23 protein-coding genes are annotated in these 21,533 nt (G+C 51.5%); 13 read left to right on the forward strand and 10 right to left on the reverse strand.

Going from position 1 to position 21,533, the window contains the following annotated elements; genetic code table 11:
- The first annotated feature begins 247 nt into the window (after positions 1–247).
- Complete coding sequence (purU, locus tag CRP01_RS24500) at positions 248–1,117, forward strand: formyltetrahydrofolate deformylase (RefSeq protein ID WP_099152755.1); 870 nt, start codon at positions 248–250, stop codon at positions 1,115–1,117.
- 72 nt (positions 1,118–1,189) lie between these two features.
- On the opposite strand, the gene CRP01_RS24505 is transcribed toward purU, so the two are convergent.
- The 3 genes from CRP01_RS24505 to CRP01_RS42435 form a co-directional block, all read right to left on the reverse strand.
- Positions 1,190–1,804 (reverse strand): hypothetical protein, encoded by a 615-nt coding sequence (locus CRP01_RS24505; protein WP_099152756.1) that lies wholly within the window; start codon positions 1,802–1,804, stop codon positions 1,190–1,192.
- Between the two features lie 220 nt (positions 1,805–2,024).
- Positions 2,025–2,411, reverse strand: coding sequence for a hypothetical protein (locus CRP01_RS24510; RefSeq protein WP_099152757.1), 387 nt, complete (start codon positions 2,409–2,411; stop codon positions 2,025–2,027).
- A gap of 202 nt (positions 2,412–2,613) precedes the next feature.
- Positions 2,614–2,757 carry a hypothetical protein gene (locus CRP01_RS42435; RefSeq protein WP_170110523.1) on the reverse strand — a complete coding sequence of 48 codons (144 nt, stop codon included), beginning with the start codon at positions 2,755–2,757 and terminating at the stop codon, positions 2,614–2,616.
- 24 nt (positions 2,758–2,781) lie between these two features.
- Between CRP01_RS42435 and CRP01_RS24515 the strand changes: the two genes are divergently transcribed.
- The 8 genes from CRP01_RS24515 to CRP01_RS24550 all read left to right on the forward strand — a co-directional run bounded on the left by CRP01_RS24515 (position 2,782) and on the right by CRP01_RS24550 (position 11,086).
- Entirely contained in the window at positions 2,782–3,351 is a 570-nt protein-coding gene (locus CRP01_RS24515; RefSeq protein WP_099152758.1) for an RNA polymerase sigma factor, read from the forward strand.
- On the forward strand, positions 3,335–4,090 hold the full coding sequence (locus CRP01_RS24520) for a tetratricopeptide repeat protein (RefSeq protein ID WP_099152759.1): 756 nt from the start codon (positions 3,335–3,337) through the stop codon (positions 4,088–4,090). Before CRP01_RS24515 ends, CRP01_RS24520 begins: the two co-directional genes overlap by 17 nt.
- 49 nt (positions 4,091–4,139) lie before the next feature.
- On the forward strand, positions 4,140–5,621 hold the full coding sequence (locus tag CRP01_RS24525; RefSeq protein ID WP_099152760.1) for a S8 family serine peptidase: 1,482 nt from the start codon (positions 4,140–4,142) through the stop codon (positions 5,619–5,621).
- A 207-nt stretch (positions 5,622–5,828) separates the two neighbouring features.
- Positions 5,829–8,630 (forward strand): CHAT domain-containing protein, encoded by a 2,802-nt coding sequence (locus CRP01_RS24530; RefSeq protein ID WP_143473518.1) that lies wholly within the window; start codon positions 5,829–5,831, stop codon positions 8,628–8,630.
- A gap of 327 nt (positions 8,631–8,957) precedes the next feature.
- The gene (locus CRP01_RS24535; protein WP_099152762.1) at positions 8,958–9,233 is read left to right on the forward strand and encodes a hypothetical protein; all 276 of its coding nucleotides are present in this window, start codon (positions 8,958–8,960) and stop codon (positions 9,231–9,233) included.
- Positions 9,233–9,835, forward strand: a complete 603-nt coding sequence (locus tag CRP01_RS24540; protein ID WP_099152763.1) for an RNA polymerase sigma factor — start codon at positions 9,233–9,235, stop codon at positions 9,833–9,835. Before CRP01_RS24535 ends, CRP01_RS24540 begins: the two co-directional genes overlap by 1 nt.
- A complete protein-coding gene (locus CRP01_RS24545) occupies positions 9,825–10,055 on the forward strand; it encodes a hypothetical protein (protein WP_099152764.1) in 231 nt (76 codons plus the stop codon). Before CRP01_RS24540 ends, CRP01_RS24545 begins: the two co-directional genes overlap by 11 nt.
- Positions 10,056–10,255: 200 nt before the next feature.
- Positions 10,256–11,086, forward strand: coding sequence for a mechanosensitive ion channel family protein (locus tag CRP01_RS24550; RefSeq protein WP_099152765.1), 831 nt, complete (start codon positions 10,256–10,258; stop codon positions 11,084–11,086).
- Between the two features lie 122 nt (positions 11,087–11,208).
- Here the strand turns inward: CRP01_RS24550 and CRP01_RS24555 are convergent, their stop codons facing one another.
- Together CRP01_RS24555 and CRP01_RS24560 are read right to left on the reverse strand one after the other, a co-directional pair.
- Positions 11,209–12,075, reverse strand: a complete 867-nt coding sequence (locus CRP01_RS24555; protein WP_170110524.1) for an SUMF1/EgtB/PvdO family nonheme iron enzyme — start codon at positions 12,073–12,075, stop codon at positions 11,209–11,211.
- Between the two features lie 91 nt (positions 12,076–12,166).
- Positions 12,167–13,342 (reverse strand): AIR synthase related protein, encoded by a 1,176-nt coding sequence (locus tag CRP01_RS24560; RefSeq protein WP_099152767.1) that lies wholly within the window; start codon positions 13,340–13,342, stop codon positions 12,167–12,169.
- 275 nt (positions 13,343–13,617) lie between these two features.
- Here CRP01_RS24560 and CRP01_RS24565 point away from each other — a divergent pair, with 275 nt between their 5' ends.
- Complete coding sequence (locus tag CRP01_RS24565) at positions 13,618–14,997, forward strand: M23 family metallopeptidase (protein WP_143473520.1); 1,380 nt, start codon at positions 13,618–13,620, stop codon at positions 14,995–14,997.
- A 91-nt stretch (positions 14,998–15,088) separates the two neighbouring features.
- On the opposite strand, the gene CRP01_RS24570 is transcribed toward CRP01_RS24565, so the two are convergent.
- The 5 genes from CRP01_RS24570 to CRP01_RS24590 all read right to left on the reverse strand — a co-directional run bounded on the left by CRP01_RS24570 (position 15,089) and on the right by CRP01_RS24590 (position 18,460).
- Positions 15,089–15,481 carry a heme-binding domain-containing protein gene (locus CRP01_RS24570; protein ID WP_099152769.1) on the reverse strand — a complete coding sequence of 131 codons (393 nt, stop codon included), beginning with the start codon at positions 15,479–15,481 and terminating at the stop codon, positions 15,089–15,091.
- A 255-nt stretch (positions 15,482–15,736) separates the two neighbouring features.
- On the reverse strand, positions 15,737–16,294 hold the full coding sequence (locus CRP01_RS24575; RefSeq protein ID WP_099152770.1) for a YqgE/AlgH family protein: 558 nt from the start codon (positions 16,292–16,294) through the stop codon (positions 15,737–15,739).
- Between the two features lie 63 nt (positions 16,295–16,357).
- A complete protein-coding gene (gene fabD / locus CRP01_RS24580) occupies positions 16,358–17,242 on the reverse strand; it encodes an ACP S-malonyltransferase (protein ID WP_099152888.1) in 885 nt (294 codons plus the stop codon).
- Between the two features lie 110 nt (positions 17,243–17,352).
- On the reverse strand, positions 17,353–17,949 hold the full coding sequence (gene folE / locus CRP01_RS24585; RefSeq protein WP_099152771.1) for a GTP cyclohydrolase I FolE: 597 nt from the start codon (positions 17,947–17,949) through the stop codon (positions 17,353–17,355).
- Positions 17,950–18,049: 100 nt separating this feature from the next.
- Positions 18,050–18,460 (reverse strand): 6-pyruvoyl trahydropterin synthase family protein, encoded by a 411-nt coding sequence (locus CRP01_RS24590; RefSeq protein WP_099152889.1) that lies wholly within the window; start codon positions 18,458–18,460, stop codon positions 18,050–18,052.
- Positions 18,461–18,754: 294 nt separating this feature from the next.
- Here CRP01_RS24590 and CRP01_RS24595 point away from each other — a divergent pair, with 294 nt between their 5' ends.
- The 3 genes from CRP01_RS24595 to CRP01_RS24605 all read left to right on the forward strand — a co-directional run bounded on the left by CRP01_RS24595 (position 18,755) and on the right by CRP01_RS24605 (position 21,521).
- Positions 18,755–19,813: a sensor histidine kinase gene (locus tag CRP01_RS24595; RefSeq protein WP_233752749.1), complete on the forward strand. Its 1,059-nt coding sequence runs from the start codon at positions 18,755–18,757 to the stop codon at positions 19,811–19,813.
- A gap of 92 nt (positions 19,814–19,905) precedes the next feature.
- Complete coding sequence (locus CRP01_RS24600; RefSeq protein ID WP_185154574.1) at positions 19,906–20,643, forward strand: LytR/AlgR family response regulator transcription factor; 738 nt, start codon at positions 19,906–19,908, stop codon at positions 20,641–20,643.
- Positions 20,644–20,645: 2 nt separating this feature from the next.
- On the forward strand, positions 20,646–21,521 hold the full coding sequence (locus CRP01_RS24605; protein WP_170110525.1) for a fructosamine kinase family protein: 876 nt from the start codon (positions 20,646–20,648) through the stop codon (positions 21,519–21,521).
- Positions 21,522–21,533: the final 12 nt, after the last annotated feature.

Here is a 21,533-nt window from a genome sequence, read left to right on the forward strand (position 1 = left end):
CTTTAGCCGGTGGTTATCAATTGCCGGTGGTCGGCCGATTTTAATTAAGCCGTTTCCGGAAATTGACGGTTTTGCGGCCGGGTCAATCAACTGGTTTTCAAACGATTGACTGACAACTCTGACCGCAGGGCCAAGAACTGCACGGAGTGCTGAAACATATAAAGTTATACCAAATAGGAGAAGTTCCCAAAGTCTGTAGTAAAATCTTGGCAAAATTCCCCATTTTTGCGGGCCAAAATCAATTAGCATGGGAATTTCAGCAGGCGACAATACGGCCATTCTTCTGATCCATTGCCCCGATCAAATGGGACTGGTAGCGGCCGTAACGGATTTTCTCCATAAGAACAACGGCAACGTTATCAGTCTTGACCAACACGTTGAGCAGGATATTCAACACTTCTTCATGCGGGTAGAGTGGGAACTGGAAGGTTTTTCCATCCCTCAGGAAAAGATTGATGAATTCTTCGGCACTTTAGTTGGTCGCAAATTTCAGATGCATTGGCAACTCCACTTCACTAATCGTAAACCGCGAATGGCCGTTTTTGTTTCAAAAATGTCCCATTGCCTGTACGATATTCTGCAGCGGTACGTATCCGGAGAGTGGGCCGTGGACATCCCCTGCATTATCAGTAATCACGATAACCTGCACTATATCGCCGAACGATTTGATATTCCCTTTCACGTCATCCCCATTAACAAAGAGAATAAAGCCGAACAGGAAGCTGCCGAATTGAAACTCCTGCTGGAACTGGATGTAGACTTCGTGGTACTGGCCCGCTACATGCAGATCCTCTCGGATGAATTTGTCAGTGCCCTGCCCAACCGGATCATCAATATCCACCACTCTTTCTTGCCCGCTTTCAAGGGCGCCCGCCCCTACCATTCTGCCTTCAATCGGGGGGTAAAGATCATCGGGGCCACCAGCCATTACGTAACCGCGGATCTGGATGAAGGGCCGATCATTGCCCAGGATGTAGTAGCGGTTTCTCACAAAGATTCGATCACCGACCTCACGCGCAAGGGCAAAAACCTGGAGAAGGTGGTGCTCGCGGAGGCCATCTGGCTGGAATTACAGCATAAGATCCTGCCCTACCGGAACAAGACGATCGTCTTTTAGGCCGGGGAGATAATCGGAAGTTCGGACGTTGGAAAATCCTAACGTCCAAACTTCCAAAACATACCACTCAATTTACTTCACCTTCAGTTTGTACTGGAAAGTGTTGCCTACTGATTTACCATCAAAATGGATGGAAATGAGGTATCCCTTCACTCCTTTGATGGTAAAGTTCCGTTTTTCATCGTGCTTTTTCTTCCGCTCACTGGTATCATTGAACCATTTGGTTGCCAGCGGGAAGTAGTTGTTGTTCTTATCGACTTTACAGATGACCACGCTGGTTTTTCCCTTGCCGTCCAGTTCATCAATGGACACCGTCAGTTCGTTCTTATTGGAAGGGATCGGGCTGATGAACATCCGGCCGCCGGTGCTGACGATCTTCCCGATGTGATCCTGGTTGAAGTCCAGTCGGCGGGGACCGATCGTAGCCCAACTCGTCGTTTTGGAGCGTTTATTCCAGTAGGCCACCATATCGCTGGTCATTTGAGCGTATTTCTGGGCATTGTCCAGGCATCCGGCCTGATTGGCGAGGGTGCATCCCAGGGTGGCGAGAATTTTGCCGTAATTGTTGAAGATATCGCTGACGACCGAGGTGGCCGACTTACAGCCCTGGGCCTGCAGTGTCGTCTGCTGGCTGAATCCCAGCAGAAAAATGGCTACAAAGGATAAGGTTTTAATAGTGTTTTTCATAATTCAATGGATTGTTTTGGTTTTGGAATACCCCGGGAAAAGCGGAGCTAAAAACGGGTATAGCGCGTCCGGGTCAACAGGATGCTGTTGGCGGATCACCACGCTCCAGCTCCGGGCGAGGTTTTCGATCAAACCTGGTTTAGAAAATGAGGTTACAGGGTCTGTCGGAAACTGCGTACCGCGTCCGGCAGAACATATTTTTGGGGATGTAGGACCAGCGCTAGTCCGGGCAGGCAATCTGCCGGACCTTTATCCGGCATTTCGCTTCGGGATTTTCCCCACAGCGACAGCGAAGTTCTCGTCGCGGATTGATGCGGCCGTCACCGTTGCGGTCTTTCCAGTACAGCTTACAATCCGGGCATTCGGTTCCGGCGGCGCAGCGAAAGGCGTAGCACTGGCCGTTCGTCGGATGTTGAAGCACCAGAGGCTGGGGGATCTCCGTCAGCCCGTCGGCAGCGGACGCAGGAATAGGGATTGCCGGCAGGTCGGCCGTGAAATTGACATCGATCACCGGATTATCCGGTTCGATCTCCTGCTGGGCAAAGGTGGGAAAGCTCAGGCCGGTACATAGCAGTACCAGGGCAATCGCTTGCATGAAAGTTTTCATAAAATCAGGTTTTTGGTGGTTAATCAGGTCCGGAGTTTTCATCCGGAGGAAATACTCAAATGAGTTCGCCAGTAGGGACGCAGGAAAAGATAAATTCCACAAAAAGATCTAAAATAATTTTCTCCCGGTCGGCAGAAAACCAATAAAGTCCTAATTTTACGGTACCCGCAGAACACGAAACCACTACCGGATCGAGTTCAAGCTATACAAACGAACCTACCGGAATGGTAAAACACAGATAGGCCGTTACCCAAACGAGCGAGGAAAGAGCCCCGTACTGCCGGCGGGCAAGATCCAGGCTTTCTTTCTGGTTGCCGCCAGCCAATGTGGGAAACACGCTACTCATTGCACAATTTTACGACAAAGCTAGATGGAGCAAAAACCCGTATCATACACGGACGAAGAACTGGTGAGCCTCTACACCAAAAAGCACAATCGCCGGGCCCTGGGTACGCTATTCCAGCGGTACTCGCATTTGGTGCTGGGGCTCTGTCTGGATTATCTGAAAAACCGCGAGGATGCCCGGGATGCCGTCATGGATATCTTCGAAAAGGTGGCCCGAAAACTACCCGACCACCCCGTTGATCAATTCCGACCCTGGCTCTTTTTTGTGAGCCGCAATCACTGTATCGATATCCTGCGCAAGCAGTTAAAAAAAGCATCTGCCGAATTTTCTGAAGGATTATTTGTGGAATCTGCTGGCGCAGACCGTCCTATAGATAAAGAGGAAAGACGGATAGAATTGCTGTCCGAGGCACTATCTTCCCTAAAACCGCACCAGCGAGATTGTATTACCTTGTTCTACCTGAAGGGACATTCCTATGATCAGGTAGCACAGCAGACCGGCTATTCGGAAAAAGAAGTAAAGAGCTATTTACAGAACGGTCGGCGCAATTTGCAGAACATTTTAACCAGGCTGGAGCATGAGCGAGCAAAATAAGGACAAACTGAGTCGAGAAGACTGGCTAAAAGACCAGCAGGAAACCGGAACCAACTTCCGGTCCGAATTTCCGGAAGAAAAATCCGCGGAAGACTGGGAAGCTATTGCCCGGCGCGGCAGAGCGCTGCTGAGTGACGAGGCGGAAGCCGATGATCTGCTGCGGGGTATCGATGAGGCCATCGACCAGCAATACGGTGGTCCGGATCCTCAACTCGAGCGGACGGCAAAACTAAGATCTTTCCGCTGGTTGGGCATTGCGGCCGGCGTACTGCTGGCCCTGGCGGCAGCCTGGTGGTTGTGGCCCGGGAAAGGCGGTCCTGACCAGTTGTACAACACCTATTTCTCCCACCTGGAAAATGACCTGAGCGTCAACCTGATGGGAGATGGCAATAAAGATGAACTAAACGCGATCCTTCGCCCCTATACCGCCCGCCGGTACGCCGAAGCCGCCCAGCGCATCGGTGCGTATCTGGAGGGCCACCAGGCTCCGGCAGCCCTGCGACTGTACTACGGGATCAGTCTGCTGGAAAGTGGAGCGGAGCGGGAAGCAATCGCCCAATTTAAACAGATTGACCCCAGCAACACCGATAGCAACTATAGCGCGGCTGCCGAATGGTACCTCGCCCTGGCTTACCTTAAAACTGAACAACTGGAGGAAGCCAGATCTCTTCTCCAAAATCTTGCCGATACACAAAACCCCTATCGGGACCAGGCTAAATCCCTTATGGGGGATCTTTAGACTGATCTGGTCTCTTTTTCAATTTTCTTACACCTAAAATTCAGTCCTCATGAAAACCCAAAGCAGGATGTTTTTCAATGCCTTAATGTTGACGCTGGCCGTATTGCTATCGGGCCTGCAGCTACACGCCCAGAACCGCCGGCCGGACCGTCGTCCCCTCCGCGAAACCTCCACATCAGACCAGGAACCCCAAAGTCAGGAGATCTACAATAAAGTAACCGCATCGCTCCGCCAGCTGGATTATCCCGTCAACCAGTTATCGACGGGTGCCTCTTATATCCCGGATCAGTTGATGGCCTGGTACACGCCCGAACAAATGAACAATATCGAACAGATCCGCGCCAGAGGCAGCAAGCTGTTCGGCAATAATTTTGAAGTGGTCAAAACCTGCGGCTGTAAAGGAAAATTTCAGATCGAGCTCTACGAAGTGCGGGGCATGGATGCCAAGGAAGAAGGAGATTCGGGCAGCAATAAGGCCGCTAAGGCAATGGGCATCAAAGAAGAAGATCAGCAGGATAATCTGTACGTTTTTCCGGATATCCCACAGGGGATCAACCAGTACGCGCAGGCTTTCGGTACCCTGAACAGCTTTTCGGTCAAAAAATCGCAAAAGACAGCTACGCCCATCCCCATTGCCATTCTGGATACCGGCATTGATCACCGTTACCAGGATCAAAGTGTGAACGGAGAACCTGCGCTGGTCTTCTGGGAAAACGATAAAGACCCCGTAGACGGCCAGGACGATCCGGATGATCCGTTCTGCCTGACGGATGACATCATCGGCTGGGATTTTGTCAACGACGATAACAATCCCATGGACGACCATTCCCACGGCACCCACCTGGCCGGGATCGTGGTCCGGGAACTCCGCCAGCATCAACCCGATATCAATTATCAGCTCATGGCCCTGAAAGTAATGGATGCCAACGGCGTAGGCAATACCTTTGACGCCGTCTGCTCCATTTTGTACGCTGCGGAAAAGGGCGCCCGGGTGATCAACGCCAGTTGGGGCTTCTACGGCGGATCGGAAAAACTGCTCCAGAGAGCCATTCGCTACGCGGCCTCCAAAGGGGCCGTATTCGTCAATGCCGCCGGCAACGAACGCGCCGATCTGGCCGTCACCAACTATTATCCCGCCGAATACGCGCTGACTACCCGCAATAGCATTCGCGGATTGATGTTTGTGGGGGCTCTGGGAAAAACGGGAGACCTCTGGTCAGACACCAATATTCGGACCGAAGGCATCAAGCAGGACGGTTTTGTAGCAACGCCCGGCGAAGACATCCGAAGCCTTATCCCCTTGCATTTGCGAGGGAAAGTATCGGCTACCAAAAGCGGCACCTCCATGGCCACTCCGGTGATGTCCGCCATTATGGCCAATTACATCCATACTTTTCCCAGTCACTCGCCGGCAAAGATCCGCAGTAGTATACTGAATGAAATACTCACGACGATCCCGTCCAAAACGATCACCCGTTACGGTAAGGTATATCCGTATTATCCGGTGGAGTGGTTGGATTTCAGCCCCTGACCGGCCGAAAACAGGACCTAATTCCTGACGATTTTTTTGTAAATTTTCCGGAGGCCGGTGTATAGCTCCATCGTCTGCATTGCGGCGGTAAGATGATCCACCGGCCCCTGAGCTTTATTTGATGGAATTGCTTTGATCCTGACGGTGCAAAACACGCCAGGATCAAAGCAATTTTACGTCATTTTATTTCCGAAAAAAACGCTAATCGTGCAGTATTCTAAGCAAGTTTTTTCCTCATCCATCCTGCGATTGGTCCTGTGTATTCTGGCTTTTACCGCCGTAAATCCTCTGGCCGCACAGGATGATTTCGAGGCGGAGATCGCCACCATTAAGGAACTGGACTGGCCGGAACAACGGGAACGTTTCGAAGCGGCCGTAGAGAGTCGGAAGGGAACGCCCCTGCAACGGGCACGTTACCACCACGAACTCGGCGTGGTCTATTTTGTACTGGATGATCTGTTCCAGGCCATTGAACAGACAGAAAAGGCGCTGGAGATCCGGCTCGACCACGAAGCGGAAGCCGGTGAAGAGGTGCTCTACAGCGCTTACAACCTGGGGAGCTTTTACCACAACCTGGGCAACTTTGACGAGGCCTTTGCCTACTTCCAGCTGATTGTGGACCGGGCGCCCAATTCCCGACTGGGTTACACCCTGTTCCGGCTGGGAAGCCTGTACCGGGATCTCGGTGAATTCAAGCTGAGCGAGCAGGCTTTTGCCGCCGCCTTAAAGGAAGCGCCCTACCCCGACGACCAGGCGGAGCGTACTACCCTACTGGCCGAATGGGCCGATCTGTACCTGAAGCAAGAAACACCGGAAGCTACCCGTTCGGCTATCGATCTCTTGGAAAAAGCCTATGCGAATTACGACGAGCTGGCGGCTTCGGACGGCTATTACGCTTCCCTGGCCGCCCTGAGCCTCAACCGGCTGGGACTGGCCTATACCAATGCCCGGGACCTACGCCGGGCCAGAAGCTATTTCCAGCAGGCGCTGGACTATAACGAACAGTGCTGTCAGGACGAAGATCTCGCCGCCAGCATCCACACCAATATGGGCATTGCCTACCGGCATCTGGGGCAGCCGTCGGCAGCCCTCGAATGGCACCGTAAGGCGCTGGATATCCGACTGGAGTCCGTCACCCCCGGGAAAACGGATATCACCCTGGCCCGGACCTTCGACAACCTGGCCAGCACCTACCTGGATCTGGGACGCCCGCGGGAAGGTCTGGACCATATCCAGCGGGCGCTTAGCTGGGGATTGCCCCAATTCAAACCTTCCGGCGCCGAAGACAACCCTTCCCTTACACTGCTGCGGGAATATCCCAACAAAAATTCCCTGTTGATCCACCTGCAGGATAAAGCCAGATTGTGGACTGCCCTGGCGGAAAAAGAGCAAAACGCAGATCATCTGCAACAGGCACTGGCTACTTATCGTACCTGCGACCAGCTGATCGATCTGATGCGGGAAAGCCATCTGGAAAAAAACACCAAACTCTACTGGCGGGAGCAGGCTCAGAAAATGTACCAATCCGCCGTAAAAGTGGCCCTGATGAGCGAGCGGGCGGATGCAGCTTTTTATTTTTTCGAGAAGAGCCGGGCCGTACTTTTACTGGACGGACTCCGGGAGCTTAATGCGAGTTCGCGACTGCCGGCCGCTACCCGGAAGCAACTGGCGCGCCTGGCGGCCAAGATCCAGTACCTGGAAAAAGCGGCTTATGAAGAAGCGGCGTCAGGCGAACCGGCACCTAATGATCAGCTGTCGCTTCTCCGGGAACAGTACCGGCATTTGCTGGATTCGGTGGAAGCGGGTTATCCCGATTACTACCGGCAGAAATACCGGCCCGGCATCCTTGGTCTTCAGGATCTACAGGACCAGCTGGCTCCCGGTGAGATCTGGGTTGAATACTTTCTGGCTAATGATTTCAGTTTGGGTTTTGTAGTTGAAAAAACGGGGGTCAACATGGTCGAACTGGCTGCTCCCGAATCCCTGGAACCGCACATCAATGCCTTGTTGCGCAATCTGAAACAATACGATGCCCCTTTTGATCCCGAACCCGCCCTGGCCTTGTACCGGTACCTCATCGAGCCCTTGCAATTGCGCGCCGGATCCCGGCTGACGATCGTTCCGGATGCCCGGCTGAGTTTGATCCCCTTCGAAGTACTGCTTACCGACCGTCCGGAAGGCGCCGATTACGGGCAATGGGATTTTCTGCTGCGGCAGCACGAGGTACACTACGCATTTTCGGCCAGTTCACACTATTTTCAGACGGGAAACCGGCCGGAGGCCAACGGCAAAGTGCTGGCCTTTGCGCCCATGGCCCAATTGGCCCCCGAACTCGGTGTAGATGAATCGCTGGAACTGCCCCGCACGCGTTTCACTACCGAGTACATTTCGAAGATCCTGCCGACGGACCTGTTCCTCGGCCGGGACGCCCGTCGGGAACGACTCCTGGAAATGGCTCCCCGGGCCAGCGTATTGCACCTGGCCACCCACGCTTACCTCGATCACGAGCAACCGGAATTCAGTTACTTTCTGGTTGCAGACCCCGATCCGGAACGCCGCCGCTTCTATGTCAATGAATTGTACCAACAGCAGTACAGTGCCGACCTGGCGGTGCTGAGTGCCTGTGAGACCGGCGCGGGGAAATTGTTCCGCGGGGAGGGTGTCGCGAGTATCGGCCGGGCTTTTGCCCAAAACGGATGCCCCAATCTGGCCATGAGCCTCTGGCCCGTTGACGAAGGCGCGACCAGTAGACTGCTGGAAAGTTTTTACGAAAAGCTCAAAGCCGGTAGTCCGAAAGGAGCCGCATTGCACCGGGCCAAACTCGATTATCTGGAACAGTTTGGCGACCCGCAACTGAAGCATCCTTTTCGCTGGTCCGGATTCGTTTATTACGGTCAGGATACGCCGCTGGAATTGAAGGCCGGCGGCCGCTCGACCTGGCCCTATTTGCTGGCAATCGGCTTGGTCGTGCTGGGCCTGATCAGCTTACGCTCCCGAAAAAAAGTATAGGAAAACGGCCATTTCATGTGACCGATCCGTGCCGCTTAGTCCATATTATACTTTTGACTACCAACCGGATAGGTTAAAAGTCTTTTAAGTAGTTCTCTTTTTCCTTTTTCAACATTTCTGATCAAATTATTCCTTCTTTTAAAGGGAAACTGCTTAACTGTAAATTTCGGGGAGCTGCCGGACATGGAGTGCTGGCAGTTTTCTTTTTTTCTGTTGCACATTCCATCAGAAGATTGTTCAGACCTATCGGTAAAAGGGCCGGGTAATTGACGTTCCTATTGCAGCGGTTGCCCGCCGAAAGTGTAGGGCTGTTCAGTTCTCAAATTATTGAATATAAAAGATGGCAATTTTAATGGCAATAGCAATTTCAATAACTCAAAATCAGGCGAAAAGGTCAAAATCGGAGTAGAAAGCTGCCTTTTGCTTGCTATTGCTATTGTGCTTGACATTGTAATTGAAAAATTCCCATTGCGTGTTTTTATAGAACTGAAAAGCCCTGCGCTGACAGTGGGCTTTTTGGGGTATTTCGGCCTTTTTCTCACCAATTATGTGACCAAAAGTTACCTCTTCGGTCTATATCCAAAGAAGGAACGAATAATTTGATGTCTGAGCAAGGAGCCGCCGAAAAACAGATCAGCGATTGGCCTGATGATGAGCTGGTAGCATTTATTATCCAGGAAAAACAAGCTCACCTGCGCCGGGAAGGGCAGGAAGAGATCTATCGCCGTTATAGCGGTAAAGTGTACCACAAGTGCATCAGCCTGATCAAGGACTCCGATACCGCGCGAGACCTCACCCACGACATCTTTATTAAGATCTTCTTCAACCTAGACCGCTTTAAAGCCAAGGGCCCCTTCTATTCCTGGGTATTTGCCATCACTTACAACCGGTGTTTCGACTATTTGAACAAACGAAAAAGATTCCAGACCGTCGATATCACCGAAGTCCCCCAACAGAACGAGATCGAGAATACCGAATTACAGTACAAACTTTTTAAAGAAGCTAAACTGGAGGCGCTCGAAGCGGCCTTCAAAAATCTAAAGGCCCAGGAACGCATGGTGCTGAGTATGTACTATCAGGACAAGATGTCGATAAAATCCATGGCCATCTTACTCAAAGCGGGCGAGAGTGCCGTGAAAATGCGGTTGAAACGCAGCCGTGAACATTTAGCCGAATTAATAAAAAGTAGTCACGATGAAAAATAAAGATCATACACCGGTGGATCAGATCCTGGAAGACCGGTTTGGGCAGCTCAATGCCTCCGTTTCGGCTCCGAAAGAAATTCGGGACGAAGTCTTTTCTACCATCGATACGCTGAGCTTTCTGGCGGAACTGGCGGATTTTTTCACCGTTCGGTTTACCGATTCCGAATGGTCCATGCTGGAAGCCGTTAGTGACGCCATGTTTGGCAATAACCACGAGTAAACAAGCCAATCTCAGGCGGGTCAGGATCGGAAAACCGCTTTCACCGGAAGGACTCAAATCCGGCATGGACGAAGTTCTCCTCCTTTCCGCCGGCAGATGATCTCCAGGTGAATGCCTTTTGACCGGCATAACACCTAAATTTTTCCGGGGCCCCAACACCCGGTTAAGCAAACACTTAACATTAATTACAATCAAAAGCGATGAGTGAATTATCTACATGGTCCGAACTATTTTTAGAGTCCCTTCAGATCTTCGGTCAAAAATTCATGGGCGCCATTCCCGGTGTTATCGGAGCCCTGCTGATCCTGCTGCTCGGCTGGCTTTTTGCCCGCCTGGTTTCCGGAGCTATCACGCGTTTGCTCGGTCTGATGCGGTTTGACCGGCTGGCGGAAAGTATCAAGGCGGACCAGTTCCTGCAGAAAGCCAACGTCAACATTCCCGCCAGCCGGGTAGTCGGAAAATTTGTCTACTGGATCCTGATCCTGCTGATCATCATGACCGCTTCGGAAACCCTGGGCTGGAATGCGCTTTCCGTAGAGATCTCCAATCTTCTCGGTATTCTGCCCAACCTTATGGTCTCTATTATCTTTTTTGTAGTGGGTACCTACATTGCCTCCTTTGTCCGGGATTTTATCAAAAGCACCACCCGTTCCCTGGGCATCAGCGCGGGCCGGCTGATCAGTTCTTTTGTCTTTTACCTCTTGATCGCCATTGTCACCCTTACCGCCCTGGAGCAGGCCGGTCTGGACACCAACATCATAACTTCCAACCTGTTGCTGATCATGGGGGCCATTCTGGCGGCCGCCGCGATCTCCTACAGCATTGCCTCCAAAGACCTGCTGGCCAATCTGCTCGCCGGTTTTTTCAGTCAGCGTACCTTCCACCTCGGTCAGGTGATCGAGATCGACGGGATCGCCGGTAAGATCGTGGAACAGAATAAGATCTCCGTAACGCTGCAGGTGAATGCGGAAGAAAAGGTAGTCATCCCTACCCATGAACTGATCACGAGTAAGGTGAAGATCTTACAATAGATGGAAACTGGTTTCGGTGAAGTGGCTCGGGCACGGCAGTAGTTGCACCCGATCTGCGGCACTTTAAGCCGGCCTAAGAAAATTGTCGGCCCCGGGACCAGCGTATGCTCCCGGGCCGGTCTCTAATCTTTCACACAGCGGAACCCCAGGTGGTTCAAACCACTGTCTTTGGGGGTAAACTGATGACTGTCCAGTTCATAGCCGGCGCAGTAGTTGTCGGCACAAAGGAAAGAACCGCCCTTGATCACCATTTCCGGATTCGGATTGGCCTGATCGCTCGGGTAACGCAGATCGTTGGTCCATTCCCAGACGTTACCGCCGATATCGTATAGCCCATTGGCATCCGGCGGAAAACTCTTCACCGGCGCTACGCCCAGAAAGCCGTCATCACCGGAATCTTCGTAGGGGAAAATGCCCTGCCACCAGTTACCCATGAACTTTCCTTCCGGGAGCAGTTCGTCCCCCCAGTTCAGAAACTTCTGCTCGCCACGCTGACTGGCCGCCCAGAGCCACTCCGTCTCGCTGGGCAGGCGTTTACCCGCCCATTTGGCGTAGGCGGTAGCATCATTCCAGGAAACCTGCGTAACCGGCTCATCTTCGGCCGCTTTCGGGCCGTCGGGGCCGATGGGATACTCCCAGTTGGCTCCATCAACGGGATCCCAGGTCTGGGTCTTCCGATTGAATACGCCGGACCAGCCGTAGGCATCCGCTTCGGTCTGGAAACCGGTAGCTTCGATAAATTCCCGGAATTCTTTTACCGTCACCTCGGTAGCGTCCACATAAAATCCCTGTAAATCGGCCGATCGGCCTTCCCGCTGAAGATGACCGCCCTGCATCCAGACCATTCCTTCGATCGGAGGCGGCGGAACTTCCGACTTTTCGGCCACTGCCTGCGATGCCGGGGCATCGTCCTGTGCTTCCATTGCCGGCTGGTCACTACAGCTCCAGAGGATACCGGCAAGCAGCAAGGCGATCGTTATTTTTCTCAAATCAGCAAATGTTATTGTCTGCATAGTAGTAAAATAGTTGAAGGATTCTTTGCGGAGTTCGGGGATTCGGTGCAGGTGGTATTTCGGATGATCAATATTCAAAAACACCAAAGGGTGATTCAATTCTCACTTCGGGACGTTCGGCGGCTTCCACACGGCCTACGATCTGCGCGTCGATCCCGAATGAGCGGGCCTGCTCGATCACGATTTCCGCATGTTCCGGGGCCAGATAGACCTCCATCCGGTTGCCCATATTGAAAACCTGGTACATTTCTTTCCAGCCCGTACCGGATTCCTCCTGGATCAGTTTGAATAAAGGCGGCAGATCAAAGAGATTGTCCTTGATCACCCGGACCGGACCGATGAATTTCTGGACCTTGGTCTGTCCGCCACCGGTGCAGTGGATCATCCCGTGGATCTTATCCCGGTGATTCTCGATCAGCGGCCGTAGTACCGGCAGGAAGGTACGCGTAGGCGACAGAATGAGCTTACCGACCGGAATGCTTCCGTGGCCCGGGATGTCTATCGTATCCGTCAGTTTTTTGCTTCCGGTAAAGATCACTTCCTCCGGTGTATTGGGATCGAAACTATCGGGGTATTTTCCGGCGTATTCCTTGGCCAGCACATCGTGACGGGCGGAAGTGAGGCCGTTGCTGCCCATACCGCCGTTGTACGTATCCTCGTAGCTCGCCTTTCCGTAGGAGGCCATTCCCACAATAACGTCGCCGGCTTTGATGTCATTGACGATCGTCTGATCGCGACGCATCCGGGCAAAAGCGGTGTAGCCGACATCAATGGTGCGTACAATGTCGCCCACATCAGCCGTTTCGCCGCCGGAAAGATGCAGGCGGATCCCCAGTTCGGCCAGCTGATCGGCCAGGGCCGAAGCGGATTGAATGATCTCGGAGATCACCTCTCCCGGGATCAGGTTTTTATTCCGGCCGATGGTGGAAGAGATCACGATATCCTGGTAACAGCCCACGCAGGCCATATCGTCCAGGTTCATCACCAGGGCGTCCTGAGCAATGCCGCGCCAGACGGAAAGATCGCCGGTTTCCTTCCAGTAGAGATAGGCCAGGCTTGTTTTGGTACCCGCAGTATCGGCGTGCATGATATTGCAGTATTCGGCATCGCCCCCGACGGCGTCGGGAATGATCTTGCAAAATGCTTTCGGGTACAATCCCTTATCCAGATCTTTGATGGCTGCGTGCACTTCATCCTTGGTTGCCGAAACGCCGCGCAGGTCATATTTCATCGTTTTGCTCATTGGCCTATGGTATCAGTTTGGGGCAAAAATAGGAAAGAATCGAGTAAATAATTAGGTGTATTCCAATTCGACAATTATATTTGTGCTGCCCGGTAATAAATTTCATAGTATTTTTCGATTATTTTTAACAGATTAGTATCAATACATAGATTTAGTTGACGTATTTATAAATTATTAGTTACCAGGGCCATATCTCTCAGTATAATCCCTCAGAACATTTAAAGATTACTTGTTTTCACTTGAAACAGGATTGGTTAACCCAAATTGGTTAAATAGTGGAATTACCATCGATTCGCAACACATTCAGTCGCCTAACGAAAAAACAGCTGTTCAAAGGGTATATTTTTTCCTTAATAGGACTTACACTCGCAGCCGGCGCTTATTACATGACGACCACTTCCTTCCGGGCCAAGGCACCGCAGGAGGTCAAATCACTATCTGAATTACACGCACTCCCCATTGTCGTTCCGAACGAACGCTATGGATTTGCGCTAGATACTTTCCAGGTTTTTGAAAGCCAGATCACGAATGGCTCTTTCCTCGGAGATATTCTGCTGAAATTTAACATTGACTACCCGTCTATCGAGCAATTGGTACGGAACGCCAAAGGAACCTTTGACGTTCGCCGTTTTCAGGCCGGGAAGCCCTACACGGTACTTACGAAAGACAGTACCCAGCGGGCCGACTACTTCATTTACGAACCCAATGCCTACGAGTACATCGTATTCCACCTGCAGGACAGTCTCCAGGTAGAAAAGGTAGAACGGGAGATCACCACCGAGATCCGGACCGCTTCCGGTAAGATCCCCCAGGGCGGGTCGCTCTGGAAAACCATGTCGGATCAGAACCTGAGCCCGGCACTGGCCGACAAAATGGAGGACGCCCTGCAGTGGAGCCTGGATTTCACAAGATTGCAGGCCGGAGACGAGTTCAAACTCGTTTACGAGCAGCGCTTTATTGAGGACCAGGAAGTAGGTATTGGTCGCGTGGAGGCCGCACTCTACAAAACGGGAGAAAATGAATTCTACGCCATCTATTATGACGACGGCGCCAAAAACGAGGGCTATTACGACCTGGAAGGGCACCCCATGAAGGGATCTTTCCTGAAAGCTCCCGTCCGGGCTTCGCGCATTTCTTCCTACTACAACCTGAATCGCCTGCATCCGATCCTGAAATACCGCCGGCCGCACTACGGTACGGATTACGCGGCGCCCTACGGTACGGAGATCCTGGCGGTGGGTAACGGCGTGATCCTCCAGTCCAGCTACACCAAGGGGAACGGCAATTTCGTAAAGATCAAGCACGACGATACGTATCAGACCCAATACCTGCACATGCAGCGTTTCGCCAAGGGTATTCACCCGGGCGCCCACGTCAAGCAGGGACAGGTTATCGGTTATGTGGGTTCTACCGGTCTGGCGACCGGCCCGCACGTTTGTTTCCGCTTCTGGAAAAACGGCAAACAGGTGAATCACCTGAACATGACCTTCCCGCCGGCTAATCCGTTACCGGATGAGCTGATGCCGGAATTCAACGTGCTGAAAGACGGTTATCTGTCCATGCTGAACAGCATCGATCAGCCTGCAGTTGCCGTAAAGAAAAAAGCAGAACAGGTGGCAGAAGCAGCGGGCAACCCGGTGGCGGGACAACCCTAAACTTTAGCAGTATCCATAAAAAAAGGCAGAAGATCTGACGGCACTGGTCCATCAGATCTTCTGCCTTTTTAAAGCTGACCGTTTCCGGGAGTTACTTACTTTTCTCCACGACGGCCATCATATCTTTCGCCCACTTTTGGAAGGTGGCGATCTCCTCATCCGTCAGGGCTTTTTCAGGACGGCTTTCCACGAAGCGGGAAGGCGGCATTTTGCGTTCGGAGGTCACCTCCATGATCTCATCCAGAATGTGTGCCTGCTCATCAGCGGTCATCGTCGGGACATTATCCCACATCAGAGCTTGCTTCGCCTTGTCCGAACGGCCGTCGGCACTATGGCATCCGTAGCATTTATCCTGAACGATACTGTTAACGGCTGCGGTGTACTCAAATTTTTCCATACTGGCCGTTTTGGAACTGGTTGCACAGCTCTGGATCATCCAAAAGAACATGCCCAGGGCCAAAAATAGGGTTAGCTGCTTATTCATTTTTTGTAAAGTTTGGTTAATTCGAAATAAAATAGTTCAAGTTATAATCTTATCCAAATATACACTTAGAATTTGGAAAATATCCAGAATGCTCGTCCCGGCAACCTGCACTGTGTTTTTATCTTGAACACCATTTCGGGGGGGGCTCGTTCACCAATTGCCCGCTTAAATTGAAAGTGGCTACCCGAAACACTTTCGGATAGCCACTTATATTTTTACGGAAAATGACGGTAGCCGGGGACCAGCGTCCGGCGGTTAGTTCCAGCTAAAATCTTCCGGTACCTGGGAGATGACCGTATATACATCTCCCTTATTGTACATCACCTGTTCCCAGAGGCGGGAAGGGATCGATTTAAACAGATAATTGGCGTCCATATTGGCGGAAACCCAGGAGCCGAGGTTCATCTCATCGGCAAGCTGGCCTTCCGACCAGCCGGAATAGCCGACAAAAAAACGGATATTCTCGGGCTGAATAAGTTTGGAAGAGATCAGAAACTTTAATTTGCTGAAGTCACCTCCCCAGTATACCCCGTCTACCACGTACCGGCTCTCGTCCAGCATTTCTCCCACATTGTGTACATAATGGATGGTATCCGTCTGGACCGGCCCGCCGAAGAACACTTCCGAATCGAATTCCGGAAAATCTTCGATGAGTTCATCGATACGCATCCGGAGCGGTTTGTTCATGATGAAGCCCACACTCCCCTCTTCGTTGTGTTCACACAGCAGAACCGCCGATCTACGGAAATTGGGATCTAACATAAAAGGTTCGGCCAGTAAAACCTTACCATTTTCAATTCCTTTTTCAATCATGCAAATTCTCTTTCATATGAGCGTCTTCCAATAATTTTCGGGTAACAACAAAATACCGAATCCCTATAAGACTTCCAACTTAGAGGTTGGAAAACGGCGATCAATTTTCTTTACTAACCCCTGAAGTACTTTGCCGGTTCCCCCAACTTCAATAAATTCCGTCACGCCGTCGGCCAGCATACGTTGCATGGTCTGGGTCCAGCGAACCGGGCCGGTAAGCTGCTTGATCAGGTTCTCCTGAATTCGCTCCGGATCGGTTTCCGGGGCCGCGGTAATATTCTGATAGACCGGGCACTTCGGGCTACCGAAATTCGTTTTTTCGATCGCATCTTTCAGTTGGTCCTGGGCGGGTTGCATCAGGGGGGAGTGGAATGCGCCTCCCACCGGCAGCAGGATCGCACGGGCGCCCTGCTCGGCAAAATAATCCACCACGGCCTGTACTCCGGCTACGGTACCCGAGATCACGAGTTGCCCCGGACTATTGTAGTTGGCCGGAATAACCAGATCACCCGCTTTGGCGCAGGCATCCTCTACATCTTCATCGCTCTGGCCCAGGATAGCCGCCATGGTGCCCGGCACCTGATCGCAGGCACTCTGCATGGCCAGTGCACGCTGTTGTACCAGTCGGAGGCCGTCGGCGAAGTCCAGGGCCCCGGCGGCAACCAGTGCGGAAAACTCGCCGAGCGAATGTCCAGCTACGGCTTCCGGAGCGAAATTATCACCGGCCACCATGGCGGTAATAATGGAGTGCAGGAAAATTGCGGGTTGAGTGATCTTGGTTTCCTTCAGATCCTCGGCACTGCCTTCAAACATCACATCGGTGATGGAGTGCCCCAGGATCTCATTAGCCTGATCGAACAGATCGCGGGCGGTTGCCGATTGTTCGTAGAGATCTTTTCCCATGCCTTCGAATTGGGCTCCCTGCCCCGGAAATACGTATGCTTTCATGTTTATATCCAGTTTCTTAAATAAAAAGTAGAGGCAAAAATACATTTGCCTCTACGTTCCTAAAAGTATATTGCAGTTAATTTTCAGTTGTACTTACGCCAGGCAGGCCATTAATGCAGTTTGCTGCCGATCAGCGTGAGGAACTCGGAGCGGGTTTCCGAATTCTTGAATTCTCCGGTAAAGGCGGATGTGGTAGTCACCGAATTTTGTTTCTGAACACCACGCATCATCATACACATGTGGCGGGCTTCGATCACCACGGCTACTCCCAGGGGTTGCAGGGTTTGGTGGATACACTGGAGGATCTGGTCCGTCAGTCGTTCCTGTACCTGCAGCCGGCGCGCGAATACATCGATCACCCGGGGGATCTTGCTCAAACCCACGATATGCCCGTTGGGGATATAGGCAACATGCGCTTTTCCAAAGAAAGGCAACATGTGATGTTCGCACAAAGAATACAGTTCGATATCCTTTACCAGTACCATTTCGCTATAGTCTTCCTTAAACATGGCCGAACGCAGAATAGCTTCGCCGTCCTGCTCGTAACCGGCCGTCAGGAATTGCATTGCTTTAGCAGCTCGCTCGGGCGTTTTAACCAGTCCCTCCCGATCCGGATCTTCTCCAACCAGGGTCAAAACGCCTTCATAATGCTCCTTTAGCTCCTCTAATGCTTCTAATTGAGATTTCTCTAATTCATTCATTACCATAACACCGTAAAATTATTGGGTTCAATACATCGTGCACCCAATAGAAACACAAATTGGCGGTAAGGGTTGAAAAATTTTACCGATTCGTAGCCCGGCGGACTTAGGGGCCAAAATATTCAGCGTAAATATTTTCGGTTTCATAGAGCTTGATACTGTGCAGCTCGCACTCCTCCAGGAGCGGTTCCAGTTGCTGCCAGAACAGGATCACTAGGTTTTCCGTAGTGGGCTGCATACCTTTCGGAATGAAGGGTACATCCATATTGAGGTTGCAGTGATCCACCTTATCCACAATACTTTCCTTGATCAGGCGGCTCAGCTTCTTGACGTCTATAATAAAGCCGGTAACCGGATCGGGCCGGCCCTTTACCGTTACGTAAAGCCAGTAGTTGTGCCCGTGCCAGTTCTTGTTGGCACATTTGCCGAAGGTAGCCAGATTCTGCTCCTCGGACCATTGATCAACCCAAAGCTTGTGCGCAGCGTTGAATCGCTCGCGCCGGGTTAAGTACACCATAGCCAGATTTTCATTTTTGTCGGCGCAAAAGTACAAAGATTTCTCATCCGCTTCAATGTTTGTACCCCAGGCTCCATTTTTCGGGTATTTCCTAGCATTAATCTAATATTTTGTACTTTTAAGACCACGAAAATTATTTTACCGATCGCAGCTTTTCGCAATACAATACACCGCATTTTGTGGGCTTCGGAATATTTCGATCCTTCCAGTATCCGGATCGAATTTTCTCCGGGCGCATAAAATTAAAGGTGCCGAAAACTGCTTTTTATGGAATATCGGAGTTCAGCGATGATTATGAATACGATTGCGCGCGTGGATATCAGAGCCAGACTGTACGAATGGCTGACCCAAAGGGTTGTTTATCATTCACTTTTCTGGCTGACGCTTTTAATGATACTTACTCTGCGGGAGTCTGTACTGGATGGTTTTTGGTTCTCCCTGAGCAATCAGATCATCAACGTATTTTTTTACGCGCTGATCGTTTATTTCAATCTGTTTTACCTGATCCCGAACTACCTGACGCGAAAAAAATTCCTGACCTACGGCGTGCTGCTGGTACTGTTCGCCATCATTGTGACCCCGCTCAAGGTGATCGTCTTTTATTTCAAATTCGGCGATCAGCCGTCCCTACAGGCCGACCTGATCGAGGATCAGAACCTCCATTTTCTGTTCACCTTCTTTATCGTCGGGGCGTCCACCATCGTCAAGATCGTGAAGGACTGGGCCCAGCATTTGCGGGAGATGCAGGAACTGGAAACACAAACCATGCAATCGGAGCTGAGGTTCCTGAAATCGCAGATCAATCCGCATTTTTTGTTCAACACCCTGAACAACCTCTACGCGCTGACGCTTAAAAAGTCGGATCAGGCGCCGGAGATCGTGATCAAGTTGTCCGAAATGATGCGATACATGCTTTACGAATGCAACGAAAAGCGCGTACCTCTGAGAAAAGAAGTAAATTACATACGGAATTATCTCGACCTGGAACAATTGCGTCAGGGTAAGAATATTGAGATCAATTTTATGGTAGAAGGCCAGGTCAGCGATCAGGAGATCGCACCGCTGATGTTTATTCCGTTTCTGGAGAATAGCTTTAAACACGGCCTAAGCAACCACATCACGAAAGGCTTTGTTAACATTAAACTATCGGTAAAGGAACAGTGCGTAGATTTTTATATCGAGAACAGTAAACCGGAAACGCCACCGGTACGGGACCCCAACCGGCGTAGCGGGGGGATCGGCCTGGTCAATATTCACCGGCGACTCAACCTGCTGTACCCCGACAATTATGAATTGAAAATAGAAGATATGCCCCATGCCTACGCCGTACATTTGAAAATTAAACTCATGTAAATCCGGCTTCCGGTCGGATGAAAATACCAAAAAGCCGGCTTACCGCCGCTACCGATAACCGACCGGAGGTCGGATATACTAAACACACACATATGATAAATGTAATTATCGTCGATGACGAACCCTTGGCTCAGGATGTGCTGGAAACTTACGTGGAAAAAGTGCCGGATCTCAATCTGATCGCCAAATGCAGCAATGCTTTCGAAGCAAATGAAGCGCTCAAAGAAAACGATATCGACCTCATGTTCCTCGACATTCAGATGCCACAGCTCACGGGGATCGATTTTCTGAAAACGCTCACTAAACCACCGCTGGTGGTGTTTACTACCGCTTACCCGAACTACGCGATCGAAGGTTTTGAACTCAACGCCATCGATTACCTGCTCAAACCGATCTCGGTTGACCGCTTTATGAAGGCTGTCAATAAGGCGATCGAACAAATAGAACTACAACGCAAAGACGACGGATCGGCCAAAGGAGGATCCACCGATGAGATCGGCCCGGATTACTTCTTCGTGAAAGCGGATAAGAAGCTGGTTAAGGTTCGTTTCAATGATATCATCTACATCGAAGGCCTGAAGGATTACGTGATCATCCGGATGGAGGACAGCCGGGTGATCACCCTGCAAACGATGAAATCACTGGAAGAAAAGCTGCCGAGCGAGATCTTCAAACGCATCCACCGTTCCTATATCGTGAACGTGGAAAAGATCAACGCCGTGGTCGGGAACATGATCGAGGTACTCGAAAAAGGAAAAGCCAAGCATCTGCCCATCGGTAAGAACTACCGGGAAGAATTGCTGGAGTTGATCAACCAGAACCGGATCTAGATTTGTATTATCTATCCGAAGTGGTTACCAATAAAATCGAAGCCCAACTCGGACAAAGCCTGATCGAGGTGAGTCCCGTCAGCGGCGGAGATATCAATGATGCCCGCCTGATCACCGTTCAGGACGGGCAGCAATTTTTTGTCAAGATCAACGAAGGCCCGCAGGCCTACCCCATGTTCCAGGCGGAAGCCAGAGGTCTGGAGATGCTGCGCTCCGCCGCCCCCGCAGAGATCCTTATCCCGGATTTCATTGCCTGCGAACCGGCCGGGGAGGCTGCTTTCCTGCTTTTGGAATACATACAGACCGGCACTCCGCTTAGCGGTTTCTGGCCGGCATTCGGCCGGGGCCTGGCCAAACTCCACCGGCAAAGCAACGATCAATTCGGGCTCGATCACGCCAATTTTATCGGACGGCTACCCCAATCCAACGGGGCACACGATGACTGGCCCGGTTTTTATACCCACGAAAGACTGCTTCCCCAGGGCAAAATGGCCTACGAACAGACTCTGCTGGACCTGAAGGATATGCAGTACCTGGAACGACTTTGTAAACAACTCGGGGACCTCTACCCTACCGAACCGCCGGCACTGATCCACGGCGACCTATGGAGCGGAAATTACCTCGTACATACCAACGGACAGGCCGTACTGATCGACCCGTCCGTTGCTTACAGTCACCGCGAAATGGACCTCGCCATGACCCGCCTTTTCGGCGGCTTCCCGGAGGAATTCTACCGTGCTTACCAGGAGAGCTATCCGCTGGATAGCGGCTGGGAGGACCGGCTGCCCCTCGGACAGCTCTACTACCTGCTGGTACACCTCAATATGTTCGGCACCAGCTATCTGCCCTCGGTCAAACGCATTCTCAAGCAGTTTTGATGAGCGGCCGGC

It is taken from the genome of Flavilitoribacter nigricans DSM 23189 = NBRC 102662 (genome assembly GCF_002646595.1).
Lineage (GTDB): Bacteria > Bacteroidota > Bacteroidia > Chitinophagales > Saprospiraceae > Flavilitoribacter > Flavilitoribacter nigricans.

Bases quoted from the DNA above. Each gene is read 5' to 3' on its own strand.
- CRP01_RS24575 (WP_099152770.1), bottom strand. From the start codon at position 16,294: ATGATTGAAAAAGGAATTGAAAATGGTAAGGTTTTACTGGCCGAACCT.
- CRP01_RS24570 (WP_099152769.1), bottom strand. From the start codon at position 15,481: ATGAATAAGCAGCTAACCCTATTTTTGGCCCTGGGCATGTTCTTTTGG.
- CRP01_RS24505 (WP_099152756.1), bottom strand. From the start codon at position 1,804: ATGAAAAACACTATTAAAACCTTATCCTTTGTAGCCATTTTTCTGCTG.
- CRP01_RS24540 (WP_099152763.1), top strand. From the start codon at position 9,233: ATGTCTGAGCAAGGAGCCGCCGAAAAACAGATCAGCGATTGGCCTGAT.
- CRP01_RS24600 (WP_185154574.1), top strand. From the start codon at position 19,906: ATGATAAATGTAATTATCGTCGATGACGAACCCTTGGCTCAGGATGTG.
- CRP01_RS24560 (WP_099152767.1), bottom strand. From the start codon at position 13,342: ATGAGCAAAACGATGAAATATGACCTGCGCGGCGTTTCGGCAACCAAG.
- CRP01_RS24545 (WP_099152764.1), top strand. From the start codon at position 9,825: ATGAAAAATAAAGATCATACACCGGTGGATCAGATCCTGGAAGACCGG.
- folE (WP_099152771.1), bottom strand. From the start codon at position 17,949: ATGGTAATGAATGAATTAGAGAAATCTCAATTAGAAGCATTAGAGGAG.
- fabD (WP_099152888.1), bottom strand. From the start codon at position 17,242: ATGAAAGCATACGTATTTCCGGGGCAGGGAGCCCAATTCGAAGGCATG.
- CRP01_RS24525 (WP_099152760.1), top strand. From the start codon at position 4,140: ATGAAAACCCAAAGCAGGATGTTTTTCAATGCCTTAATGTTGACGCTG.
- CRP01_RS24515 (WP_099152758.1), top strand. From the start codon at position 2,782: ATGGAGCAAAAACCCGTATCATACACGGACGAAGAACTGGTGAGCCTC.
- CRP01_RS24595 (WP_233752749.1), top strand. From the start codon at position 18,755: ATGAATACGATTGCGCGCGTGGATATCAGAGCCAGACTGTACGAATGG.
- CRP01_RS24550 (WP_099152765.1), top strand. From the start codon at position 10,256: ATGAGTGAATTATCTACATGGTCCGAACTATTTTTAGAGTCCCTTCAG.
- CRP01_RS42435 (WP_170110523.1), bottom strand. From the start codon at position 2,757: ATGAGTAGCGTGTTTCCCACATTGGCTGGCGGCAACCAGAAAGAAAGC.
- CRP01_RS24510 (WP_099152757.1), bottom strand. From the start codon at position 2,411: ATGAAAACTTTCATGCAAGCGATTGCCCTGGTACTGCTATGTACCGGC.
- CRP01_RS24520 (WP_099152759.1), top strand. From the start codon at position 3,335: ATGAGCGAGCAAAATAAGGACAAACTGAGTCGAGAAGACTGGCTAAAA.
- purU (WP_099152755.1), top strand. From the start codon at position 248: ATGGGAATTTCAGCAGGCGACAATACGGCCATTCTTCTGATCCATTGC.
- CRP01_RS24590 (WP_099152889.1), bottom strand. From the start codon at position 18,460: ATGGTGTACTTAACCCGGCGCGAGCGATTCAACGCTGCGCACAAGCTT.